This window comes from Methanocaldococcus bathoardescens (assembly GCF_000739065.1).
Lineage (GTDB): Archaea > AGJL01 > Methanococci > Methanococcales > Methanocaldococcaceae > Methanocaldococcus > Methanocaldococcus bathoardescens.
In genome coordinates this window covers 602,328-623,026 of the sequence record NZ_CP009149.1, presented here as the reverse complement: position 1 = coordinate 623,026, position 20,699 = coordinate 602,328, and the positions used below count along the sequence as shown (strand labels likewise).

Sequence of the window (20,699 nt, the reverse complement as noted above, 5' to 3'; positions counted from 1 at the left end):
GGGGGTATTTATGGACATTAAAAAAATTGAAGAGGAATTTGGAACTTCTTTAAAAACTGGATTATCAACAGAAGAAGCAAAAGAAAGATTAAAAATTTATGGTTATAACGAAATCCCAGAAAAGAAAATCCATCCAATTATTAAATTCCTGTCGTATTTTTGGAATCCAATTGCTTGGATGATTGAGATAGCCGCTATTTTATCTGCAATAATTAGACATTGGGCAGATTTTGCCATAATTTTAATTTTATTAATTGTTAATGGTATTGTTGGTTTTTGGGAAGAACATAAAGCAGAGAATATTATAGAATTTTTAAAACAAAAAATGGCTTTAAATGCGAGAGTTTTGAGGGATGGAAAGTGGAAAACAATTTTGGCGAGAGAGTTAGTGCCAGGTGATGTTGTTAGAATAAGGATTGGAGATATAGTTCCTGCTGATATAATATTAGTTGATGGAGATTATTTGGCTGTAGATGAATCTGCTTTAACAGGAGAGAGTTTGCCAGTAGAGAAAAAAGTTGGAGATATTGTTTACTCTGGCTCTATTGTTAAAAAAGGAGAGATGACTGGAATTGTTAAAGATACTGGATTAAATACCTATTTTGGAAAAACAGTGAAATTGGTTGAAAAAGCAGAGGGAGTTAGCTCATATCAAAAAATGATTATTAAAATAGGAAATTATTTAATAATTTTAGCTGTTATTTTAATAGCAATAATGGTTGTTGTTGAATTATTGAGAGGGGCAAGTTTAATAGAGACAATTCAATTTGCTTTAGTTTTAGCTGTTTCTGCAATTCCAGCAGCCATGCCTGCGGTTTTATCAATAACAATGGCAGTCGGTGCTTTAAATTTGGCAAAAAAAGATGCAGTAGTTAAAAAACTCGTTTCTATTGAGGAATTGGCAGGAGTTGATATTCTTTGTTCAGATAAAACTGGAACTTTAACAAAAAATCAACTTGTATGTGGGGAAATAGTTGCTTTAAATAATTTTAGTAAGGAGGATGTTATTTTATTTGCAGCCCTTGCTTCAAGAGAGGAAGATGCAGATGCAATTGATATGGCAATTTTAAATGAGGCAAAAAAGTTAGGGTTGATAGAGAAAATAAAAAGATATAAAATAAAGAAGTTTATCCCATTTGACCCAGTTATTAAAAGGACAGAGGCAGAGGTAACGAATGGAGAGACCTTTAAAGTTTCAAAAGGAGCTCCTCAGGTTATATTAGATTTATGCAATGCAGATGAGAAACTTAAAGAGAAAGTGAATAAAATAGTTGATAAGCTTGCTGAAAATGGTTATAGAGCTTTAGGAGTAGCTGTCTATAAAAATAACAAATGGCACTTTGCTGGAGTAATCCCACTATACGACCCACCGAGAGAAGATGCTCCATTGGCAATTAAAAAAATTAAAGAACTTGGAGTTAAAATAAAGATGGTTACAGGGGACCATGTAGCAATAGCAAAGAATATAGCAAAGATGCTTGGAATTGGAGACAAAATTATATCCATTAGTGAATTATTAAAAAAATTGAAAAGGGGAGAGGTTAAAAAGGAGAAATTTAATGATATTATTGAAGAAGCAGATGGATTTGCTGAGGTATTTCCAGAGCATAAGTATAAGATTGTTGATTCATTACAGAAAAAAGGGCATATGGTTGCTATGACCGGGGATGGGGTTAATGACGCTCCAGCATTAAAAAAAGCTGATTGTGGAATTGCTGTTTCTAATGCAACTGATGCTGCAAGAGCTGCTGCTGATATTGTCTTATTATCTCCAGGAATTTCTGTTATTGTTGATGCCATTCAAGAGGCAAGAAGAATATTTCAAAGGATGGAAAGCTATGTTATTTATAGAATAACAGAAACCATAAGAATCTTATTTTTTGTTGAACTATGCATATTAATCTTGGGAATTTATCCAATAACTGCTTTGATGATAGTGCTTTTGGCAATCTTAAATGATATCCCAATATTGGCAATTGCTTATGACAATGTTATTGAGCCAAGATATCCTGTAAAATGGAAAATGAAGGAAATTTTAACTATATCAACAATATTGGGACTTATTGGGGTTGTAAGTTCCTTCTTAATATTCTATATATCTGATGTTTTCTTCCATTTAACACTTGCAGAGTTGCAGAGTTTTGTATTTTTAAAGTTGATATTGGCAGGACATGCAACTATATTTGTTACAAGGATTAGAGATAGGTTGTGGAAGAAACCTTATCCAAGTAAATTATTGTTTTGGGGTGTTATAGGAACAAATATAATAGGGACTATTGTAGCCGCTGAGGGAATATTCATGGCACCAATTGGATGGAATTTAGCTTTATTTATGTGGCTTTATGCACATATATGGATGTTAATTAATGATGAGATTAAAATGATTTTACTAAAAAGAATAAAAATTGATTAACCAATTTCTTGATTTTAAATAAATTTTTATGTTCATTTAATAAAGATTTTGGGTGATAAAATGAAAGTTCTTGTTTCAGGAATAGTAGATTTTTCAACAATTGATTATCCAAAAAAATGCTCTGCTGTCATATTTTTATATGATTGTAATATGAAATGTCCTTACTGCCACAATTTAAAACACATTTTAGAGCATAAGAAGGAAATGACAGTTGAAGAGCTTTTTAATAATATTGATTTTTTCTTTGCTGATGCTATTGTTATAAGTGGAGGAGAACCAACTTTACAAAAAGATGCTATAATAGAGATAGCAAGATATGCAAAAGAAAAAGGTTTTCCAGTTAAAATAGACACAAACGGCACAAATCCAGAAGTTATTGAAGAACTTGTAAAAAATAAGTTAATTGACTATGTGGCAGTTGATGTAAAATGTAAATTTGATAAATATAGAGAATTTACAAAGTGTGAAGAAGATGGGGAAGAAATTAAAAAGAAAATACTAAAAATAATTAATTTGTGCAAAAATAATAATGTTTTTGTTGAGTGTAGAACAACTTATGTTCCAAAAATTATGAACGAGGAGGATATTGAAGAGATAGCAAAAACAGTTAAAGATTGTGATTTATATGCAATTCAACAGTTTGAGCCAAAAGACGCTTATGATGAAGAATTTAGAAAAATAATGCCTCCTAAAGAAGAAGAATTAATAAAATTGGGAAAAATAGCAAAGAAATATATTAACAATGTTATTATAAGGACTGTAAATGGTGTTTTTGAAATTTAATTTAAAATTTAAAGATTTATTTTCCGCCAATTACTCTTGTTATTTTGTACTGTCCAACAGCTTCAATGTATTCAACTTCTCCTCCTGGCTCTAATCCTTCAATGTCTTCTGGAATTGGTAATTCTAATGTTTCATAAGTTTGTAAGTCCATAATTTGAACCATGTCTCCCATTAAAGCTAATACTTGTCCTTTTCTTCTGTCAATTATTGGAACTTCTACCTTACTTGATGTTGGTGCAACAAACTCCTTCTTAATTTTTTCAAATATTCCAATTCCTACGACTCTTGCTTTAGCTCCTCCGTGTTTTCCTGGCTTTGAAACGCTGATATCTACAATCTCACATGGAACTCCATCAATCATAACATACTGACCAACTTTTAATGAACCAACGTTAACTTGCTTAGTTCCTGGCATTATTATCACCTTTTATTCAATTTCATCAAAAGGGAAGCTTTTAATAACTATTGCCTCATGTTATATAAATATTACTGTTATAGAAGATTTTACTGCTTCTTTTTATTTTTCTCATTTTCTTTCATAATTTGGGAGATATACATTGTTAAACCACCAACAACGGCAGCTATCTTTTTGTTCTTTTCAAATACCTTCTCTGATACAACACTGTATAAATCCCTTGTTTCTAATGTGTATTTAACCATTTTTTCTCTTAATTTATGCATATTTTGCTCAACATAATGGGTTGAGGTATTTCCTTTTAAAAAGTTCTCTTCCTCTAAAACAGCCCTGTGGAATGGGATATTTGTTGTTACACCTACAATAACATATTCTCTTAAAGCCCTCTTCATCCTTGCTATTGCTTCTTCCCTACTATTACCATAGGTAATGAGTTTTGCAATCATTGAATCATAATATGGAGGAATCTCAGCTCCTCCACAAACACCACTATCTATTCTAACCCCTGGCCCTCCTGGAGACCTATATAGCTTTATCTTTCCAGGACATGGAACAAAGTCATTTAATGGGTCTTCTGCATTAATTCTACATTCAATTGCATGCCCTTTAATCTTTACATCCTCCTGCTTTATGCTTAGCTCTTCTCCAGCGGCTATTTTAATCATCGCCTTTACAAGGTCTATTCCAGTAACCTGCTCGGTAACTGTGTGTTCAACCTGAATTCTTGTGTTCATCTCTAAGAAGTAGAAATTACCATTCTCATACAAGAACTCAACAGTTCCTGCACTGTCATAATTTATTGCTTTCCCTGCTTTAATAGCCGCTTCTCCCATTCTTTCTCTTAACTCTTCAGTCATTATTGGAGATGGAGCTTCTTCAATCAACTTTTGATGTCTTCTTTGAATAGAACACTCCCTATCTCCTAAATGGATAATATTTCCATGTTTATCCCCCAATAGCTGTATCTCAATATGTCTTGGATTTTCTAAATATTTCTCAATAAACACTGTTGGGTCACCAAATGCACTCTTTGCAATATTTCTTGCCGACTCTATAACTTCTTTTAACTCTTCTTTACTATAAGCGACACTCATCCCCATTCCTCCACCGCCAGCAGAAGCCTTAACAACCACAGGGAAGCCGATAGCTTCAGCTATTTCCATTGCTTCATCAACATCTTCAACTGCCCCCTCACTACCAGGAATTAAAGGAACTCCCGCCTTTCTCATAATTTTTTTAGCGTTAATTTTGCTTCCCATTGCTTCTATAGCATTAGGATTTGGCCCTATAAATTCAAAACCTGCTTTTTTAACAGCTCTTGCAAATTCAGCATTTTCAGCTAAAAATCCATAACCTGGATGGATAGCATCGACCTTAGCTTTCTCGGCAACATTTAGAATAGCATCAATATTTAGATAACTCTTCGCCGCTGGAGCTGGACCTATACAGTAAGCTTCATCAGCTAAAGTGACATGTAGAGACCTTTTATCTGCCTCAGAATAAACTGCAACTGTTTTAATCCCCAACTCCCAACATGCTCTTATAATTCTAATCGCTATTTCTCCCCTATTTGCAATCAACACTTTGTTGAACATGTTTTCACCAAAAATGGGTTTAATTGTATAATAAAATCTAAAAAACAAAAAAGTTTTGGTTTAATTTTATTTAATAATCATAATTACATCTCCGACATTCACAGCATCTCCTTCATCAATTAATATCTTCTCAACTGTTCCTTCAACAGGGCTTTCTATTGGGTGCTCCATCTTCATCGCTTCTAATACAACAATCACATCTCCTTTCTTAACTTTATCTCCTTCTTTAACCTTAATCTTGGTTACCATTCCTCTAAATGGTGAAGTAACAGCTCCCTCCATTTCTGCAGTTACAATCTCTTTCTTTCTCTTTAACTCTGTTCCAATCTTTGGTTCTATCTTAACTTCAAACTTCTCTCCATCAACTTCTACAATATATTCTGTTGGAATCTCTAAAATCTTTCCTATGTCTTTCTCTTTTGGTATTGGCTCAGCTTTTAACTCTCCTCTTAAGAACTTAACAGCTATTTGTGGATATAAGGCATAAGTTAATATATCCTCTTCCTTCTTAACAATTCCCTTTTCTTCTGCTTCTTTCTTAACCTTCTCCCACTCTGGTTCTAATAAATCAGCAGGTCTGCAGGTAATTGGCTTCTCTCCTTCATCTAAAACTCTCTTCAACAACTCTGGGTTTATTGGGGCAGGTGGCTTTCCATAAAAGCCCTTTACGTAATTAACTACTTCGTTTGTTATAATCTTGTATCTTTCCTCAGTTAAAACGTTTAAAACAGCCTGAGTTCCAACAATTTGGGATGTTGGTGTAACTAATGGTGGATATCCTAAATCTTTTCTTACTCTTGGAATTTCTTGCAAGACTTCTTCTAATTTATCCAAAGCTCCTTGTTCTTTAAGCTGTGAAACTAAGTTTGTCAACATACCTCCAGGAACTTGATATACCAAAACTCTTGCATCGACAATTTGGGATATTGGAGAGAATAGCATCTTATATTTCTCTCTAACTTTCATGAAGTAATCTCTAATCTCATTCAAAAGCTTCAAATCTAATCCTGTATCGTATTTAGTTCCTTTTAATGCAACAACTATACTTTCTGTTGGTGGTTGTGATGTTCCCATAGCAAATGGTGAGATAGCACAATCTACCATGTCAGCTCCAGCTTCTATAACCTTTAAATATGTCATTGGTGCTAAACCACTTGTACAGTGGCTATGAACACCAATTGGAACTGAAACTTCTTCTTTTAATCTTTTAACTAATTCATATCCCTCATAAGGTGTTAAAAGCCCAGCCATATCTTTAATATATATTGAATCACATCCTATCTCTTCCAACTTTTTTGCTAACTCTACATATTGGTCAATTGTATGGACAGGGCTTATTGTATAACTTATAGCTCCTTGCACTTCAGCTCCAACCTTTTTAGCTGTTTTTATTGCAGTTTCCATATTTCTTACATCGTTTAAAGCATCAAAAATCCTAAAGATATCAATCCCATTCTCATGAGCTTTTATAACAAACTTTTCAACTATGTCATCTGGATAATGCCTATAACCAACTAAGTTCTGCCCCCTTAAAAGCATCTGTAGTGGAGTGTTTTGAATCCTCTTTTTTAAAGCTCTCAACCTTTCCCAAGGGTCTTCATTCAAATATCTTATACATGCATCAAAAGTAGCTCCACCCCAAACTTCCATAGAATAGAAACCAACTTCATCCATTTTTTCCGCAATTGGTAGCATATCTTCAGTTCTCATTCTTGTAGCTATCAATGACTGTTGAGCATCTCTAAAAGTAGTATCTACAATCTTAACCATAGCTATCCCTCACAAATATTTATTTTGATTTAAAAAAGGCACCGCCAAATAAAACGGCAGTGCAGTTCCGTTATTTGATTAGCTTATAGTTTTATAATTTTAATCATAGTTATCCCTCATCAAAAATTGATTGATAAAATCCAAGGATTTAAAGATAAAATTGAGTTTAAATTAATTAATACAAAAATCCCCATCCTTGTTTATAGCCGTAGTGTAGTATTGATTGAAATGATATATATGCTTTACTTAGGTTCTATTAAGTATGGAAATTCTCTGGAAATTTACCACTTATAATCTTTAATATATCTGTTCTTGTTATAATTCCGACGATTTTATTGTTATCATCGACTATAACCAACCTACCAACGTTATTTTTGTTCATAATTTTTAATGCATCGTATATCTTTTCATCTTTGTGTATTGTTAGAACATTTCTACTCATAACTTCTTTAACTTTCTTATCAATATTTTCTATATTTTCAGCAATGTCATGCAAGCTAATTATCCCAACTAAATTATCGTTATCAACAACCGGGGCCCCACTAATATTTTTTTCAGCAAATAACTTAGCAGTTTCTTTTAAAGTATCATTTGGATTTATAGTATAAACTTCTTTAATTCCAACTTCTCCAACCTTTATATTTGGAATACTTGAAACTCCCAAAACATCTATTAATAAAATTCTATGAATATCATCTCTTCCAATAATCTTTCCATTGATGATAATTTTATTATGATAAGTAGGACCAACTCTGATGACATCTCCAATATTGAAATGCTTAGTGTCTCCTTCAATGTGTATCTTTGATGAGCAATATTTTTCATGTGAAACAGTGTCAAACTCTATTTTTACTACTTTAACACCTTCAACTTTTTTTCCTTCTTTGTAAATTGGGACTATTATTTCCCCTTCATCCCCCAATCCTAAAGCTCTATATGCCTTACTTGTTGGGACATAACCTCCTTTTGGTCCAGGGACACCATCAACCAAATCTAATGCCCTTAAAGCTTGCATTTGGTTTCTTATAGTTCCTGGATTTCTATTTAGTCTAAGGGCTATTTCAGTTCCTTTTATAGGCCTATTTTTTTCTCTATATAGGTTTATAAGTTCTTGCAATATTTCCCTTTGAACAACAGTAAGTTCCATAAAAATCCCCCTATTAGAAAAAGTAATGATTATAAATTATGATAGATTATTGACATCTATGATAAATATTTATGGCAATAAAATAAATATATACTTAACGATTTAATTTAGAACAATGGGGATGATTATGAATTATTTAACATCAAAAATAGCTAAGGAAATTTTAAATTCAGAATCTGAAGAGATTTTTTTGAATTTAGATTTAAATAAAACAGAAAATAAAGAGAAAATAATAATAGATAGGGAAAAAGAAGTAGCTAAATTTCCTGAAGGAGAGGTTAGCTTTGATATTTTAAAGAAGATTGCTAAGGATGAAGGACATATATACTTTATAAAAGATGGAGAAGTTTTTAAAGCTGCAATATCGAATAATGGCTATTACAAATTAGTTCCAACAATTCCACCAACAATTGAGATAAATGGAATAAGAATGCATAGAACTAAGGAAGTTAATCCTTATCAAGACACTTTAAATAAAATAAACTCTGTAAAAGTAAAAAAAGGAGAAAAGGTTTTAGACACTTGCATGGGTTTAGGATACACTGCTATAGAGGCATATAAAAGAGGGGCTGAGGTTATAACAATAGAAAAAAATCCAAATGTTTTAGAGTTGGCTAAAATAAATCCATATAGTGAAGAGTTGTTTAAAGGAAACATTAAGATTATCTTAGGAGATGCATTTGATGTGATTAAAACTTTTAGAGATGAAGAGTTTGATGTTGTTATCCACGACCCTCCAAGGTTTAGCTTAGCTGGACATCTATATAGCGAGGATTTTTATAAAGAAATTTTTAGAGTTTTAAAGAAAGGAGGGAGGTTGTTTCATTATGTAGGCAACCCTGGAAAAAAATATAGAGGAAAGGATTTACAAAAAGGAGTAATGGAAAGGTTGAGAAAAGTTGGATTTATAAATGTTAAAAGAGTTGAAGAGGCATTGGGAGTTGTTGCTATAAAGCCAAAAGATTAAGTTAAGAATTATTGTTAAATATTATATTGGGGATTATTTCCAATACTCTAAAGCCTTTTTTAATTCTTCAACTTCTTCTGCTTTTTCTTCTAATGATTTTTTCTCTACGACTGCCTCAATAGCGGCCCTCATTGCCTTAGCTCCAGCTATAGTTCCATCTGGATGTCCGTGAACCCCTCCCCCTGCTTGAATAATTAAATCTTTTCCTAAAATCTCAACTATTTTTGGAACTAATCTTGGATGAACTCCTCCAGAAGAAACAGGGAATACTGATTTAATATCAAACCACTCTTGATTAAAGAACTTATTTTCATTATCTGCCTCAACTTTATCATAAACAATCTCATCCCTAATTGCTTTAACTTCCTTTTCTTCACCTTCCATCTTTCCAACAACCGTTCCTATATGCAATTGGTCAACTCCCAATAACCTATAAATTTTAGCCAATGCAAGCATAGCTATTCCAAAATCTTTGCTTCTTGTCATTGCTGCATGCATAGCTCTATGGGCGTGGATTATAAATTTGAAATCTTCTTCTCTAAATGATTGCACTGCAGAGAATCCACAAACAACAACATCTATCATCACATACTCACTTCCAGCATCTTCAGCAATCTCTGCCCTCCTAATCATCTCTCTATATGGGGCTGTTATGTTTGGCATATAAGCTTTTCTTTCTCCGGTCTCTTCCTCTGCTTTATCTCTCATCTCTAAGGTTTTATAAATCCTATCTTCAAATTTGTTGAATTCTTGAGAAGTTAAATTTTCATCATCTTTAACGACATCTACCCCTCCAACCCATGCTTCATAAGCTACCTTTGCATGCTCTTCAGTTTTTAAACCAACTTTTGGCTTAACAATAGTCCCTAATAGAGGTCTCTCTTTAATCTTCAAAGTTTCTCTAACTCCTTCAATTCCAAATCTCGGCCCTTTATAAGCTTTAACAAATTCTTCTGGGAATCTAAAGTCTAATATTCTTAAACCTTTAGCTATTTTCATTCCAAATATATTTCCTGCAATCCCTGCTAAAACCCCTGGCATGTTGTTTATTTCAAAATCATACAATGGATATGCAATTTTTATTAGTCCAACTTTGTATCCATTTTCTTCCCCAATCTCTTTAATTTCATATACTTTTGGTCTTAATTTTTCATAAATATCGCTTTTCATTGTTTGAACTTTAGTCCATGTCCCAATAGAACTTTCCCCAGCAATTTCATTTGCCAATTTTTCTAAGTTTTCACCTTTGATTATCATACAAGACAACAAGTCATTTTCGTTTGGTGTGTAGTTTAAGTTTATATAGTCCATAATATAACCTCCCCCACATTATTATCAACATATAACTCACAACTATTTTTTTGACAATAATTATATAAATACATTTAGCTGGAAACATTTAAAATGAAAAAGATATAAAACTATAAGTTAAATTACTAAATTCTTTTTATTTGGTGAAATTATGTTTATTGATGGGAAGTGGATAGATAGGGAAGATATTGAAGTTATCAACCCTTATTCATTAGAAGTTATTAAAAAAATCCCTGCTTTAAGTAGAGAGGAGGTTAAAGAGGCTATAGATATAGCTGAAAAGTATAAAGAAGTTATGAGAAACCTCTCCATAACTAAAAGATACAACATCTTAATGAGAATAGCTAAAGAAATTAAAGAAAAGAAAGAAGAGCTTGCTAAAATATTGGCTATAGATGCAGGAAAACCAATAAAACAGGCAAGAGTAGAGGTTGAAAGAAGTATTGGAACATTTAAATTAGCCGCTTTCTATGTTAAAGAGTTTAGGGATGAAGTAATTCCATCTGATGATAGATTGATTTTTACAAAGAGAGAACCTGTTGGAATAGTTGGGGCAATAACACCATTCAATTTCCCTCTAAATTTATCAGCTCATAAGATAGCCCCAGCTATAGCTACTGGAAATGTTATAGTTCATCATCCATCATCAAAAGCCCCTCTTGTTTGTATAGAATTAGCTAAAATTATAGAAAAGGTTTTAAAGAAATACAATGTTCCATTGGGAGTTTATAACTTACTTACTGGAGCTGGGGAGGTTGTTGGAGATGAGATAGTTGTTAATGAAAAGGTTAATATGATATCCTTTACAGGAAGTGTTAAAGTTGGGGAGATAATAACTAAAAAAGCTGGTTTCAAAAAAATTACCTTAGAATTGGGAGGGGTTAATCCAAATATTATATTAAAAGATGCTAACTTAGAAAAGGCAGTTAATTCTTTAATAAAAGGTAGTTTTATTTATGCTGGGCAGGTTTGCATCTCTGTAGGGATGATTTTAGTTGATGAGAGTATAGCAGATAAGTTTATAGAGATGTTTGTAAATAAAGCTAAAGAACTTAATGTAGGAAATCCATTAGATGAGAAAACTGATGTTGGGCCGTTAATAAGCGTTGAACATGCAGAATGGGTTGAAAAAATTGTTGAAAAAGCTATTGATGAAGGAGGGAAATTGCTTTTAGGAGGGAAGAGAGATAAAGCTCTCTTTTATCCAACAATATTGGAAGTTGATAGGGACAACATTTTATGTAGAACAGAGACTTTTGCCCCAGTAGTTCCAATAATTAGAACTACTGAAGAGGAGATGATTGATATAGCCAATAGCACAGAGTACGGATTGCATTCAGCTATATTTACAAATGATATAAATAAAGCTTTAAAATTTGCAGAGAATTTGGAGTTTGGGGGAGTAGTTATAAATGATTCATCATTATTTAGACAGGATAATATGCCATTTGGAGGGGTTAGAAAGAGTGGTTTGGGTAGAGAGGGCATTAAATATGCAATAGAAGAGATGAGCAATATAAAAACAATTATAATCTCAAAATAATGTTGGTGAAACTATGGCTAAGGTAATTGTAAATGGAAAGGAAAAGGTTGGAGAAACCCTAAGAGATGTTATAAAGGATGAATACTACAAAGAAGGGACAAATATTGTTATTATAAAAGGAATTAAAAGAGAAGCTGAAAAAATTCCAAAGAAGTTTTTAATTAAAACAACTAAGGGGAATATAACAATAGCAATAACTGAAGATAATGAGACTGCCAAATTTTTCATAAATAATTATAAAGATTTCGTGAAAAAGCTTAGATGGGTTAGTGGGATTGATGTTGCCTTTGGTTCAACAACTATCGATTTAGACATCTCAACAGAACCAAAAGAGTTTAAAAAATGGGATGTAGCTTTAAGTATATCAGGTTTGGATAAGGATGAGGGGCATATTGTATTTATTAAGAAAAGAGTAGAGACAGTTTATGGATTAAAAGAGCCAAAGATTGGAATTGTTGTTGGAGGTAAGTGGGTTATTGATAGATTAGAAGTTGGGGATAAAATTATTGATATAGAACCAATTAGAGAGGAAAAAGAGGCTGTTGATTACTTAGTAACAACTGATTTAAATATAAAATTAGAAGATGGTTGGAAAATCTTTACCTACTTTATAGCTGAGTTTGATGGAACACCTTCAGCAGTAGAGCATTGTTTAGCTTTAATGGAAGATGGAATATTTGAGATAACTGAAAACACAAACACCTATGTTGCTGATTGTAGATTGCAGACATTAAAAATTGAGGAAGGGAATTTAATTGATAGAGAAAGAGGATTTATAACAGTAAGAAATTACGGAGTTGGTGAGGGTAAAGTTTATATCTATAGGGAAAGTAGGAGTTCATCTTTATCTCACACAGTTGTTGGAAGAGTTAAAGAGGGGATGGAGCTTATTGACTTCTCTGACTCTGGAATTTTGTCTGTAAAAACAATTCCTGAGAGGTTGTGTGCTATTGGTTTAACTATAGAAGAGGCAGAAGAGATGTTTAAAAAGTATGGTATAGAGGTAGAGAAAGAGGGGGATTTAGAAAATGCTATTGTTGTTGAGCAAGAGCCAGAATATACCTTAGATGTATTAAAGGAAAAGAAAGTTAAAATAAGGGGATTAGATAAGAGTAAAATAGTTGTTATAGAGTTGTATGAGGATAAAGCACCAATAACAACATGGTATTTTAGAAAGACTACTGGATTAACAACAAAAAGAGTTGGAAAGCTTCATGTTTATTTCAAACATAAGGATGTTGTGATGTTTAAAGGAAATCCTGAGTATGCGAAAGGTTTGTTGCCTGAAAATACGCCAACAGATAAAGTTGAACAATGTGCTATTGGAGTAACTAACATGGTTAGTAGATATAAGGGAATGATTGGTGTTAGATTGGGAGAAAGTGAGAAATTTGGACCTACAGGAGAGAGCTTTGAAAAAACAAACATTGTTGGGAGAATAGTTGAAAATGCAGAATATTTAAAAAGTGTTAAAAGTGGGGAAGATATTTATCTATTGCTAAAAAAATAAAATAAATTTTCCTTTTTATAGCTTTTAATGGTTATTTAATATTTATTTTGACATTTTTCATATAAATAGTATTAAAATTTACATTGATGCCTTATTCTTCAGTTTAATTATATAATACTACTAAATTATCATAGAAAGGTTGATGACACCAAATATTTATAAAAGCAGCATTAATGATAGGAAAATGTGTTTATAATAATTTAGTAAGCAATTTCTTTTTCACTTTATCTTTTTATTTAAATCACTACTGAATATTAAGATTTAGATTTAACCAAGTAAAAGGTGAAACTGATGGAATTAACACCATGGGAGACACCGGCAGTTATTGATTACAAAAAAACAATGGAACAGTTTGGAGTTAAGCCAATAGCTGATGTTTTGGATAATTTGAAAAATGAGCATCATTTTTTCAGGAGAAATATTATATTGGGGCATAGGGATTTTGAGAGAATAGTTGATGCAATAAAAAATAACAAAGAGTTTGCAGTTGTTAGTGGAATGATGCCTTCTGGTAAAATGCACTTTGGGCATAAGATGGTCGTTGATTTATTGAAGTTTTATCAAAAATACACTGACAATATAAACATCCCAATAGCTGATTTAGAGGCATACTGGGCAAGAAACATGAGCTTTGAAACAACAAAAGAACTTGCTTTAAATGAGTATATAACCAACTACATAGCCCTTGGCTTAGACCCAGAAAAAATTAATGTCTATTTACAATCAAAATATCAAAAAGTTAAAGATTTGGCTTTAATTTTATCTAAAAGAACTAATTGGAGTGAGATGAAGGCAATTTATGGATTTAAGGGAGAAACAAACATTGGACATGTCTTTGCCCCAATAGTTCAAGTTGCGGATATTTTACATCCTCAAGTTGATGAGAACTTAAATCCAGAACCAAAACCTGTTGTTGTCCCTGTTGGAATAGACCAAGACCCACATATAAGATTAACAAGAGATATTGCAAATAGAGCTAAGGAATTTAAGTTCATTCCGCCATCCTCAACCTATCATAGATTTATGACTGGATTGTTAGGAGGAAAGATGAGTTCTTCAAAGCCAGAGACAGCTATATTTTTAACTGATGATGAAAAAACTGTTAAAAAGAAGATATTCTCAGCTAAAACCGGGGGAAGAGAAACTTTAGAAGAGCATAAAAAATATGGAGGAATTCCAGAAGAATGTGTTGTTTATGAGTTATTCTTATATCACTTAATCTTAGATGATAAAGAACTTGCTGATATATATCAAAAATGTAGAAGTGGGGAGCTAACTTGTGGTAAATGTAAAAAAATGGCTTATGAAAAAGTTGTAGAGTTTTTAAAAGATTTGAAAGAGAAGAGGGAGCAGGCAAAGGAAATTGCTTTAAAAATCTTGGAAGGGAAGTATTAAATTATATAAATTTCTTTAATTTCTGGTATTAATTAATTCATTTTGTAATATACATTGGCAATTATATGATTTTTATGAATACTAACTTTAATTTGGCGTATGTTTTTTATATTGACTAAAAACTCTTTATAAATTTGATTAACAATCCATCTTACGATAGAATGGTGTGTTACTTCATCATAATTCTCAATTACATTATAAAATGGAATACTTTTTATATATTCACATTTTTCATTCGATTCATTAATTTTTAATTCATTTTTAATATCTGATTCTATTTTTTGAAGATTTTCACTCGTTATTTTGGTTCCTTGTTTGAAATATTCAAATTTAAATTTTCCACAGTATTCTAATTTTGAATTATAAATTTTTACAGTTTTTGCATTATGATTTTTAAGCCAGACGTCTATTCTATACAGAGGCAGTTTTTGGTCAATTACATAATAAGTATCATTTATTTTCACACCTACTGCTACGTGCCGATTAATGAATAAAAAATAATGTTCAATATTTAGATTATGAAGTATTGCAGATGTTAATTTAGCGTAATCTCTTATAGTTATATTTAATCCAAAAGTTTTCCAAATCATTACTAAAATATTTTTTAACCTTTCTAATGTTGTGTATTTTTTTCTGTTTTTTCTGATTACATGAGAATATCTGGAATAAGTGTATAACATATTACCAAATATTGCACCGATTATTCCAACAGTGATTAGATTTAGAAAAGATACTTTAATATTCAAGAAAAATATGAGGGCATAGATGACAAATAAGCTAATTATTGTAAGAGAAGTAATAACATATATAAAATTAAAAATTAGTCCAAATAATAGTAAAATACATAGATACATTACCACATGTTTAAAACTAATAGTATCCATATAGTTTGATAATTGTAAAAGTATTAGAAATATAAGTCCAAAACTTCCAAAACATAAAATTAAAAGCATATCTGCCCTTTCATACCAATATTCTATATTTTCCTCCTGCCAATTTAAAATATTTGTTAAGGTTTCAATTAAATCATTTCCCTTTAACCTATATGCCAACTCTTTGGTGTTTTTAATATCGTTCTCAGATATTTTTACTTGCCACAAATTAATCCAATTTAATAAATAGTTCATGTGGCATCCCAATGTGGACGTCGCTATGATTCATTATTTAATTATTTGAGATTTTGTATATTTATCTTTTCTTCCTACTCTTCAACAATTTAACAACAAAATCCTTCTTTTTAATTGCTTCATCACATGCTTTTTTAACCTTTTCTTTCATCTCCTCAAAGTTTTCTGGTTTTTTCTCACCAACAACCTTTTTAACTGGTGTATAGGCAGATTCTCTAAACATTGGTTTTAAAGGCATTTTTTTGTTTCCATCAACTAAATAACTCTCATTACCTTCTTCAACATATCCAACTTCAATAGCACCAGTAACTTTTTTTATATCCTCAGCATACTCTTCAGGGCAGATAATCATTAAAGAATCTGTAGAAACTCCAAGAGGGTCTATATTCAATGCCTCAAGCATCTCCAAGACCTTTGGATTAATTGTTTTATAGACCTTCTCTTTATCAAATATTAAAGAAACTTTGGCTGTTTTTGAAATTTCATAAGCATCTCCTCTTAAACCACCATTTGTAACATCAGTCATTGCATGAATCTTTTTAATTAAACCACTTCTAATCAAATTCTGACATGCCTTTATAAAATCTACATTTAGTGTTTCATAAATTACATCAAACCATCCGTAATACAAAGCGGTTGTAGTTATTGTTCCTCCTCCACCACCTTCAGTCATCAATATAACATCCCCAACCTCAGCATTTCTTCTTGCAGTTGGCTCCCCCTCTTTAATAACTCCTATTGCACCAACAGCACTAACCAACCTATCTCCAATTACCATATCTCCTCCAACTCTTAAAGTACTTCCACCAATCAATGGAACATTAACAGCCTCAGAAACAGCACATATTCCAGCTGTGAAGTCAAATATCTTTCCCACATCTCCATCATCAGCTAAATGCACATCACTAATTAAAGCAACAGCCTCTGCCCCCATAACATAAATATCTCTTAAAGCAGCCCTTGCTACATGAAAACCTCCCAAAAATGGAAAATCACTCAATCTTGAATGTGTTCCATCTATTGCAGCAACTATATATTTTGCATCTGCTCTAACAATTCCTGCATCATCCTGTTCTTCAGCTGAAACATAAGCTTTAACTTTGGTACTTTTAACTATCCTTGCTATCTCTCTATGCACAAAGAAATCTCCTTCTCCTCTACTCCCAACTCCCATCTTTCCCATTGTAACCTTAGATTCAGGATATTTTAGTAGAGTTTTTAAATTCTCATCATCAATCTCTTTAAATTTTTCAGTTGTCTTTACCTCTTCCAATATAGCTTTTATAAACTTTCTTGCAAATTCCTCATCAATATCTTCTTTAATCTCTAAAATTCTCTTAAATCCGTCTTCAATAATCTTATTTTCAGGAATTTTTTTCCTTAAGCATCTTCTAACGTATCCTTCTAAGTCCATTCTTTCACCAACTAATCATTATAAAAACATATAAATATTAGCTTCAGCATTTTCAATAATAGTTTTGATATATATAATATTATTACACCATCACTTTAGTATCATCAATTTACAGCAAATAATAATTTTTAATCTAAAAGGTGTGAGTATGTTTTCAATAAAATTTAAAACTACTGAGGAATTGCCTGAACCATCACCAAGATTAATTGACCAAGTTATTGGACAGGATGAAGCTGTTAAAATTGTTTTATCTGCTGTAAAAAATAAAAGAAATGTTATTTTATTGGGAGACCCTGGAGTAGGAAAGTCAATGATAGTTAAAGCAGTTGGAGAAATTTTATCCGATTTTGGAGAATTTAAACCTTATTATGTAATTGCAAAACCAAATTTAAAGAATATGGAGAGGCCAATAGTTGAAGTTATAGATGGAGAGTATAAAGAAGATTCAAAAGAAATCCCAAAATTAGATTTTAAAGCTCCAAGCTCTATTACTTTAATTTTAATAATGGTTACTGCTATTCTATTATCTGAAGTTCTTTTAAGAAATATACCTCAAGATTACCTACTGGCAGCTGTAACTATAACTTCTTTGATAGTTTTAATCTTTGGATTCGTAATTATTTTAACAAGTATAATGGGAGCTTCAAGAGCTTCAATGGGAAATAATTTAAGCCCAATGGATTTAAAACCTGTCCTCTTATATGAGTGTAAAAAAAGACCTCTTGTAAGGGCAAGCGCTTATAACGTAACAAGGTTGTTAGGGGATATAAAGCATTGTCCATTAGGTGGAAGACCACCGTTAGGAACCCCTCCTCATAAAAGGATTATATTGGGGGCTATTCACGAAGCCCATAGGGGAATTTTGTATGTTGATGAGATAAAGACAATGCCATTAGAAGTGCAGGATTATATTTTAACTGCTCTACAAGATAAACAACTTCCAATTAGTGGGAGAAATCCAAATTCAAGTGGAGCTACAGTAGAAACAAACCCAATACCATGTGATTTCATCCTAATAATGTCTGGAAACATGGATGATGTTTATAATTTAAGAGCTCCATTGTTGGATAGAATTGACTATAAAATTGTCTTAAAGAATAAGATGGACAATACCTTAGAAAATAGAGATAAGTTATTGCAGTTTATAGTCCAAGAGATAAAAAACAACAACCTAAATCCAATGACTTACGATGGATGTTGTGAAGTTGTTAAAATTGCTCAATATTTGGCTGGTTCAAAGGATAAATTAACTTTAAGGTTAAGATTGCTCGCAAATATTATAAAAATGGCAAATGATGTAGCTATGGGTAAAGATATTGAGGAATTATTAGGTAATTTTGATGAGAAAGGAGAATATCATCCAGAAACTCAAAAAGATAAAAATAACAAAGTGTATATCACTGCAAAGCATATAAGAAAGGTATTTGACACTGGAATCTACAGTATGGAGAAGCAAGTTGCATTAAACTACATTAAAAACTTCAAGAGATATAAGCATATAGTGCCAAATGATGAACCAAAAGTTGGAGTAGTCTATGGTTTAGCTGTTTTAGGAGCTGGAGGAATTGGAGATGTAACAAAAATTATAGTCCAAATATTAGATTCAAAGAATCCAGGAACTCATCTATTAAATATTTCAGGAGATATTGCAAAGCACTCAATAACTTTAGCTTCAGCATTATCAAAGAAATTAGTAGCTGAGAAAAAACTTCCTCTACCTAAGAAAGATATTGACTTAAATAATAAAGAGATATATATCCAATTCAGCCAGTCATATTCAAAGATTGATGGGGATAGTGCTACAGCTGCAGTTTGTTTAGCCATAATCTCTGCTTTATTAGATATTCCACTAAAACAGGACTTTGCCATAACTGGAAGCTTAGATTTAAGTGGAAATGTTTTGGCAATTGGAGGAGTTAATGAAAAGATAGAGGCAGCGAAAAGATATGGGTTTAAGAGAGTTATTATTCCAGAGGCAAACATGATAGATGTTATTGAGACAGAGGGGATAGAGATTATTCCTGTAAAAACTTTAGATGAGATAGTTCCTCTTGTATTTGATTTAGATAGTATAAATAAAAATAAATTAGAAAAAATAGAACAAGTTAGTAAATAATTAAAAGGGCTACTATGAATGAAAAGGAGATAGAAGAGAGGTTTGAAGCATTGAGTAAAAAAATTTTAGAAATAGAGAAGAGAGTAGATGCAAAACTAAAAGAAAATGAGAAAAAAATAGATGAAAAAACTAATAAAATATTAAAATAAGAAGTATTGTTAGCTTTGGGAATATACATAAAAACTATAGATGATTTAAAAAGAAATTTAAAAATAATCCGCATTAATATCATAATCTTGGGAATTTTAATTATATTTCTTTATATAACTGTTATCATTTTGATGTTAAAACTAATAAAAATATTTTAAGTGAAATCATGAACAAAAAGTTGTTTGTTGAAATCTGCAAAAGATTGTATGATAGGAAATACGTTGTAGGTAGTGGAGGTAATGTGTCTGTTAGAGAAGGGGATAAAATATATCTGACTCCAACTGGCTCTATTTTAGGGTTTTTGAAAGAAGATGATATAGCTGAAGTTGATTTAGATGGTAATGTTATAAAAGGAAAACCCACATCAGAAAAAAATCTCCACTTAATGATTTATAAGAAGAGAGAAGATATAAATGCAATAATTCACACCCATTCACTTATTTCAACTTTTTTATCAACAATAAATAAGGAAATTGAGCTTTTAACACCAGAAGGAGAGATATTTTTAAAGAAAATTGGATATGTTGATTATTTTGAAGCTGGTAGTTTAAAATTAGCTGAAGAAGCTGCAAAGAGAGATGAAGATGTAATTGTATTAAAAAATCATGGGGTAGTTTGTTTAGGTAGGGATTTAATAGATGCATATATAAAAGTAGAAGTTTTAGAAGAACAAGCTAAGCTCACACTTTTAAAGCTTCTTGTAAAGGAATAATATGTTTTTTAAATTTTAAATTATTTATTTAACTCTCTCTAACTCACTAACAATACTCCATATTTGTGTTCTTGTGTGGAGTGGCATGTTTGGGTCGTTGCTAATCTCATCTAAGATGTGGATTGCTGTTGCACTTCTAACAATTGGCTCCTCCCCCTCTTTTAAAACAGCTTCCTTAGCTTTCTCTGCAGCAGCTCTAATGTTTCTTGGAACTGTTGTATCGTTAATTATCTCATCCAACATCAAAGCTACTCCTTTTAATATTTCTTCAGGTGTTTTCTCACTCGCTGCACTACCAAATACCATAACTCTCACCTCCAAACAAAACATT

Annotated in this window: 17 protein-coding genes; 9 read left to right on the top strand and 8 right to left on the bottom strand. The window is 31.7% G+C overall.

Annotated features, from left to right (window positions below):
* Positions 1–10 precede the first annotated feature (10 nt).
* Together JH146_RS03135 and JH146_RS03130 are read left to right on the top strand one after the other, a co-directional pair.
* The gene (locus tag JH146_RS03135) at positions 11–2,413 is read left to right on the top strand and encodes a plasma-membrane proton-efflux P-type ATPase (RefSeq protein ID WP_048201651.1); all 2,403 of its coding nucleotides are present in this window, start codon (positions 11–13) and stop codon (positions 2,411–2,413) included.
* Between the two features lie 60 nt (positions 2,414–2,473).
* Complete coding sequence (locus JH146_RS03130; RefSeq protein WP_048201650.1) at positions 2,474–3,196, top strand: anaerobic ribonucleoside-triphosphate reductase activating protein; 723 nt, start codon at positions 2,474–2,476, stop codon at positions 3,194–3,196.
* A gap of 16 nt (positions 3,197–3,212) precedes the next feature.
* On the opposite strand, the gene eif5A is transcribed toward JH146_RS03130, so the two are convergent.
* The 4 genes from eif5A to JH146_RS03110 all read right to left on the bottom strand — a co-directional run bounded on the left by eif5A (position 3,213) and on the right by JH146_RS03110 (position 8,123).
* On the bottom strand, positions 3,213–3,611 hold the full coding sequence (gene eif5A, locus JH146_RS03125) for a translation initiation factor IF-5A (RefSeq protein WP_048201649.1): 399 nt from the start codon (positions 3,609–3,611) through the stop codon (positions 3,213–3,215).
* A gap of 89 nt (positions 3,612–3,700) precedes the next feature.
* A complete protein-coding gene (locus JH146_RS03120) occupies positions 3,701–5,206 on the bottom strand; it encodes an acetyl-CoA carboxylase biotin carboxylase subunit (RefSeq protein WP_048201648.1) in 1,506 nt (501 codons plus the stop codon).
* A 66-nt stretch (positions 5,207–5,272) separates the two neighbouring features.
* The gene (oadA, locus tag JH146_RS03115) at positions 5,273–6,976 is read right to left on the bottom strand and encodes a sodium-extruding oxaloacetate decarboxylase subunit alpha (RefSeq protein ID WP_048201647.1); all 1,704 of its coding nucleotides are present in this window, start codon (positions 6,974–6,976) and stop codon (positions 5,273–5,275) included.
* A 256-nt stretch (positions 6,977–7,232) separates the two neighbouring features.
* The gene (locus JH146_RS03110; RefSeq protein WP_048201646.1) at positions 7,233–8,123 is read right to left on the bottom strand and encodes a CBS domain-containing protein; all 891 of its coding nucleotides are present in this window, start codon (positions 8,121–8,123) and stop codon (positions 7,233–7,235) included.
* A 127-nt stretch (positions 8,124–8,250) separates the two neighbouring features.
* Here JH146_RS03110 and JH146_RS03105 point away from each other — a divergent pair, with 127 nt between their 5' ends.
* On the top strand, positions 8,251–9,090 hold the full coding sequence (locus JH146_RS03105; protein WP_048201645.1) for a class I SAM-dependent methyltransferase: 840 nt from the start codon (positions 8,251–8,253) through the stop codon (positions 9,088–9,090).
* 33 nt (positions 9,091–9,123) lie between these two features.
* On the opposite strand, the gene rbcL is transcribed toward JH146_RS03105, so the two are convergent.
* Positions 9,124–10,401 carry a type III ribulose-bisphosphate carboxylase gene (gene rbcL / locus JH146_RS03100; RefSeq protein WP_048201644.1) on the bottom strand — a complete coding sequence of 426 codons (1,278 nt, stop codon included), beginning with the start codon at positions 10,399–10,401 and terminating at the stop codon, positions 9,124–9,126.
* Positions 10,402–10,552: 151 nt separating this feature from the next.
* Between rbcL and JH146_RS03095 the strand changes: the two genes are divergently transcribed.
* From JH146_RS03095 to JH146_RS03085, 3 genes are all read left to right on the top strand, one after another.
* Positions 10,553–11,944: a lactaldehyde dehydrogenase gene (locus JH146_RS03095; RefSeq protein ID WP_048201643.1), complete on the top strand. Its 1,392-nt coding sequence runs from the start codon at positions 10,553–10,555 to the stop codon at positions 11,942–11,944.
* A gap of 13 nt (positions 11,945–11,957) precedes the next feature.
* Complete coding sequence (gene mmp3, locus JH146_RS03090) at positions 11,958–13,454, top strand: methyl-coenzyme M reductase-associated protein Mmp3 (RefSeq protein ID WP_048201642.1); 1,497 nt, start codon at positions 11,958–11,960, stop codon at positions 13,452–13,454.
* 291 nt (positions 13,455–13,745) lie between these two features.
* On the top strand, positions 13,746–14,849 hold the full coding sequence (locus tag JH146_RS03085) for a tryptophan--tRNA ligase (protein WP_048201641.1): 1,104 nt from the start codon (positions 13,746–13,748) through the stop codon (positions 14,847–14,849).
* A 32-nt stretch (positions 14,850–14,881) separates the two neighbouring features.
* On the opposite strand, the gene JH146_RS08485 is transcribed toward JH146_RS03085, so the two are convergent.
* Together JH146_RS08485 and JH146_RS03075 are read right to left on the bottom strand one after the other, a co-directional pair.
* Complete coding sequence (locus JH146_RS08485) at positions 14,882–15,976, bottom strand: transglutaminase-like domain-containing protein (protein WP_052352070.1); 1,095 nt, start codon at positions 15,974–15,976, stop codon at positions 14,882–14,884.
* A gap of 61 nt (positions 15,977–16,037) precedes the next feature.
* Positions 16,038–17,390 carry an AIR synthase-related protein gene (locus JH146_RS03075; RefSeq protein ID WP_048201640.1) on the bottom strand — a complete coding sequence of 451 codons (1,353 nt, stop codon included), beginning with the start codon at positions 17,388–17,390 and terminating at the stop codon, positions 16,038–16,040.
* Positions 17,391–17,538: 148 nt separating this feature from the next.
* Here JH146_RS03075 and lonB point away from each other — a divergent pair, with 148 nt between their 5' ends.
* The 3 genes from lonB (at position 17,539) to fucA (ending at position 20,368) form a co-directional block, all read left to right on the top strand.
* Entirely contained in the window at positions 17,539–19,506 is a 1,968-nt protein-coding gene (lonB, locus tag JH146_RS03070; RefSeq protein ID WP_048201639.1) for an ATP-dependent protease LonB, read from the top strand.
* Positions 19,507–19,520: 14 nt separating this feature from the next.
* Positions 19,521–19,655: a hypothetical protein gene (locus tag JH146_RS08905; RefSeq protein WP_257719649.1), complete on the top strand. Its 135-nt coding sequence runs from the start codon at positions 19,521–19,523 to the stop codon at positions 19,653–19,655.
* Between the two features lie 167 nt (positions 19,656–19,822).
* Positions 19,823–20,368 carry an L-fuculose phosphate aldolase gene (gene fucA, locus JH146_RS03060; RefSeq protein ID WP_048201638.1) on the top strand — a complete coding sequence of 182 codons (546 nt, stop codon included), beginning with the start codon at positions 19,823–19,825 and terminating at the stop codon, positions 20,366–20,368.
* A 24-nt stretch (positions 20,369–20,392) separates the two neighbouring features.
* Here the strand turns inward: fucA and JH146_RS03055 are convergent, their stop codons facing one another.
* Entirely contained in the window at positions 20,393–20,674 is a 282-nt protein-coding gene (locus tag JH146_RS03055; RefSeq protein ID WP_012980461.1) for a UPF0147 family protein, read from the bottom strand.
* Positions 20,675–20,699 lie beyond the last annotated feature (25 nt).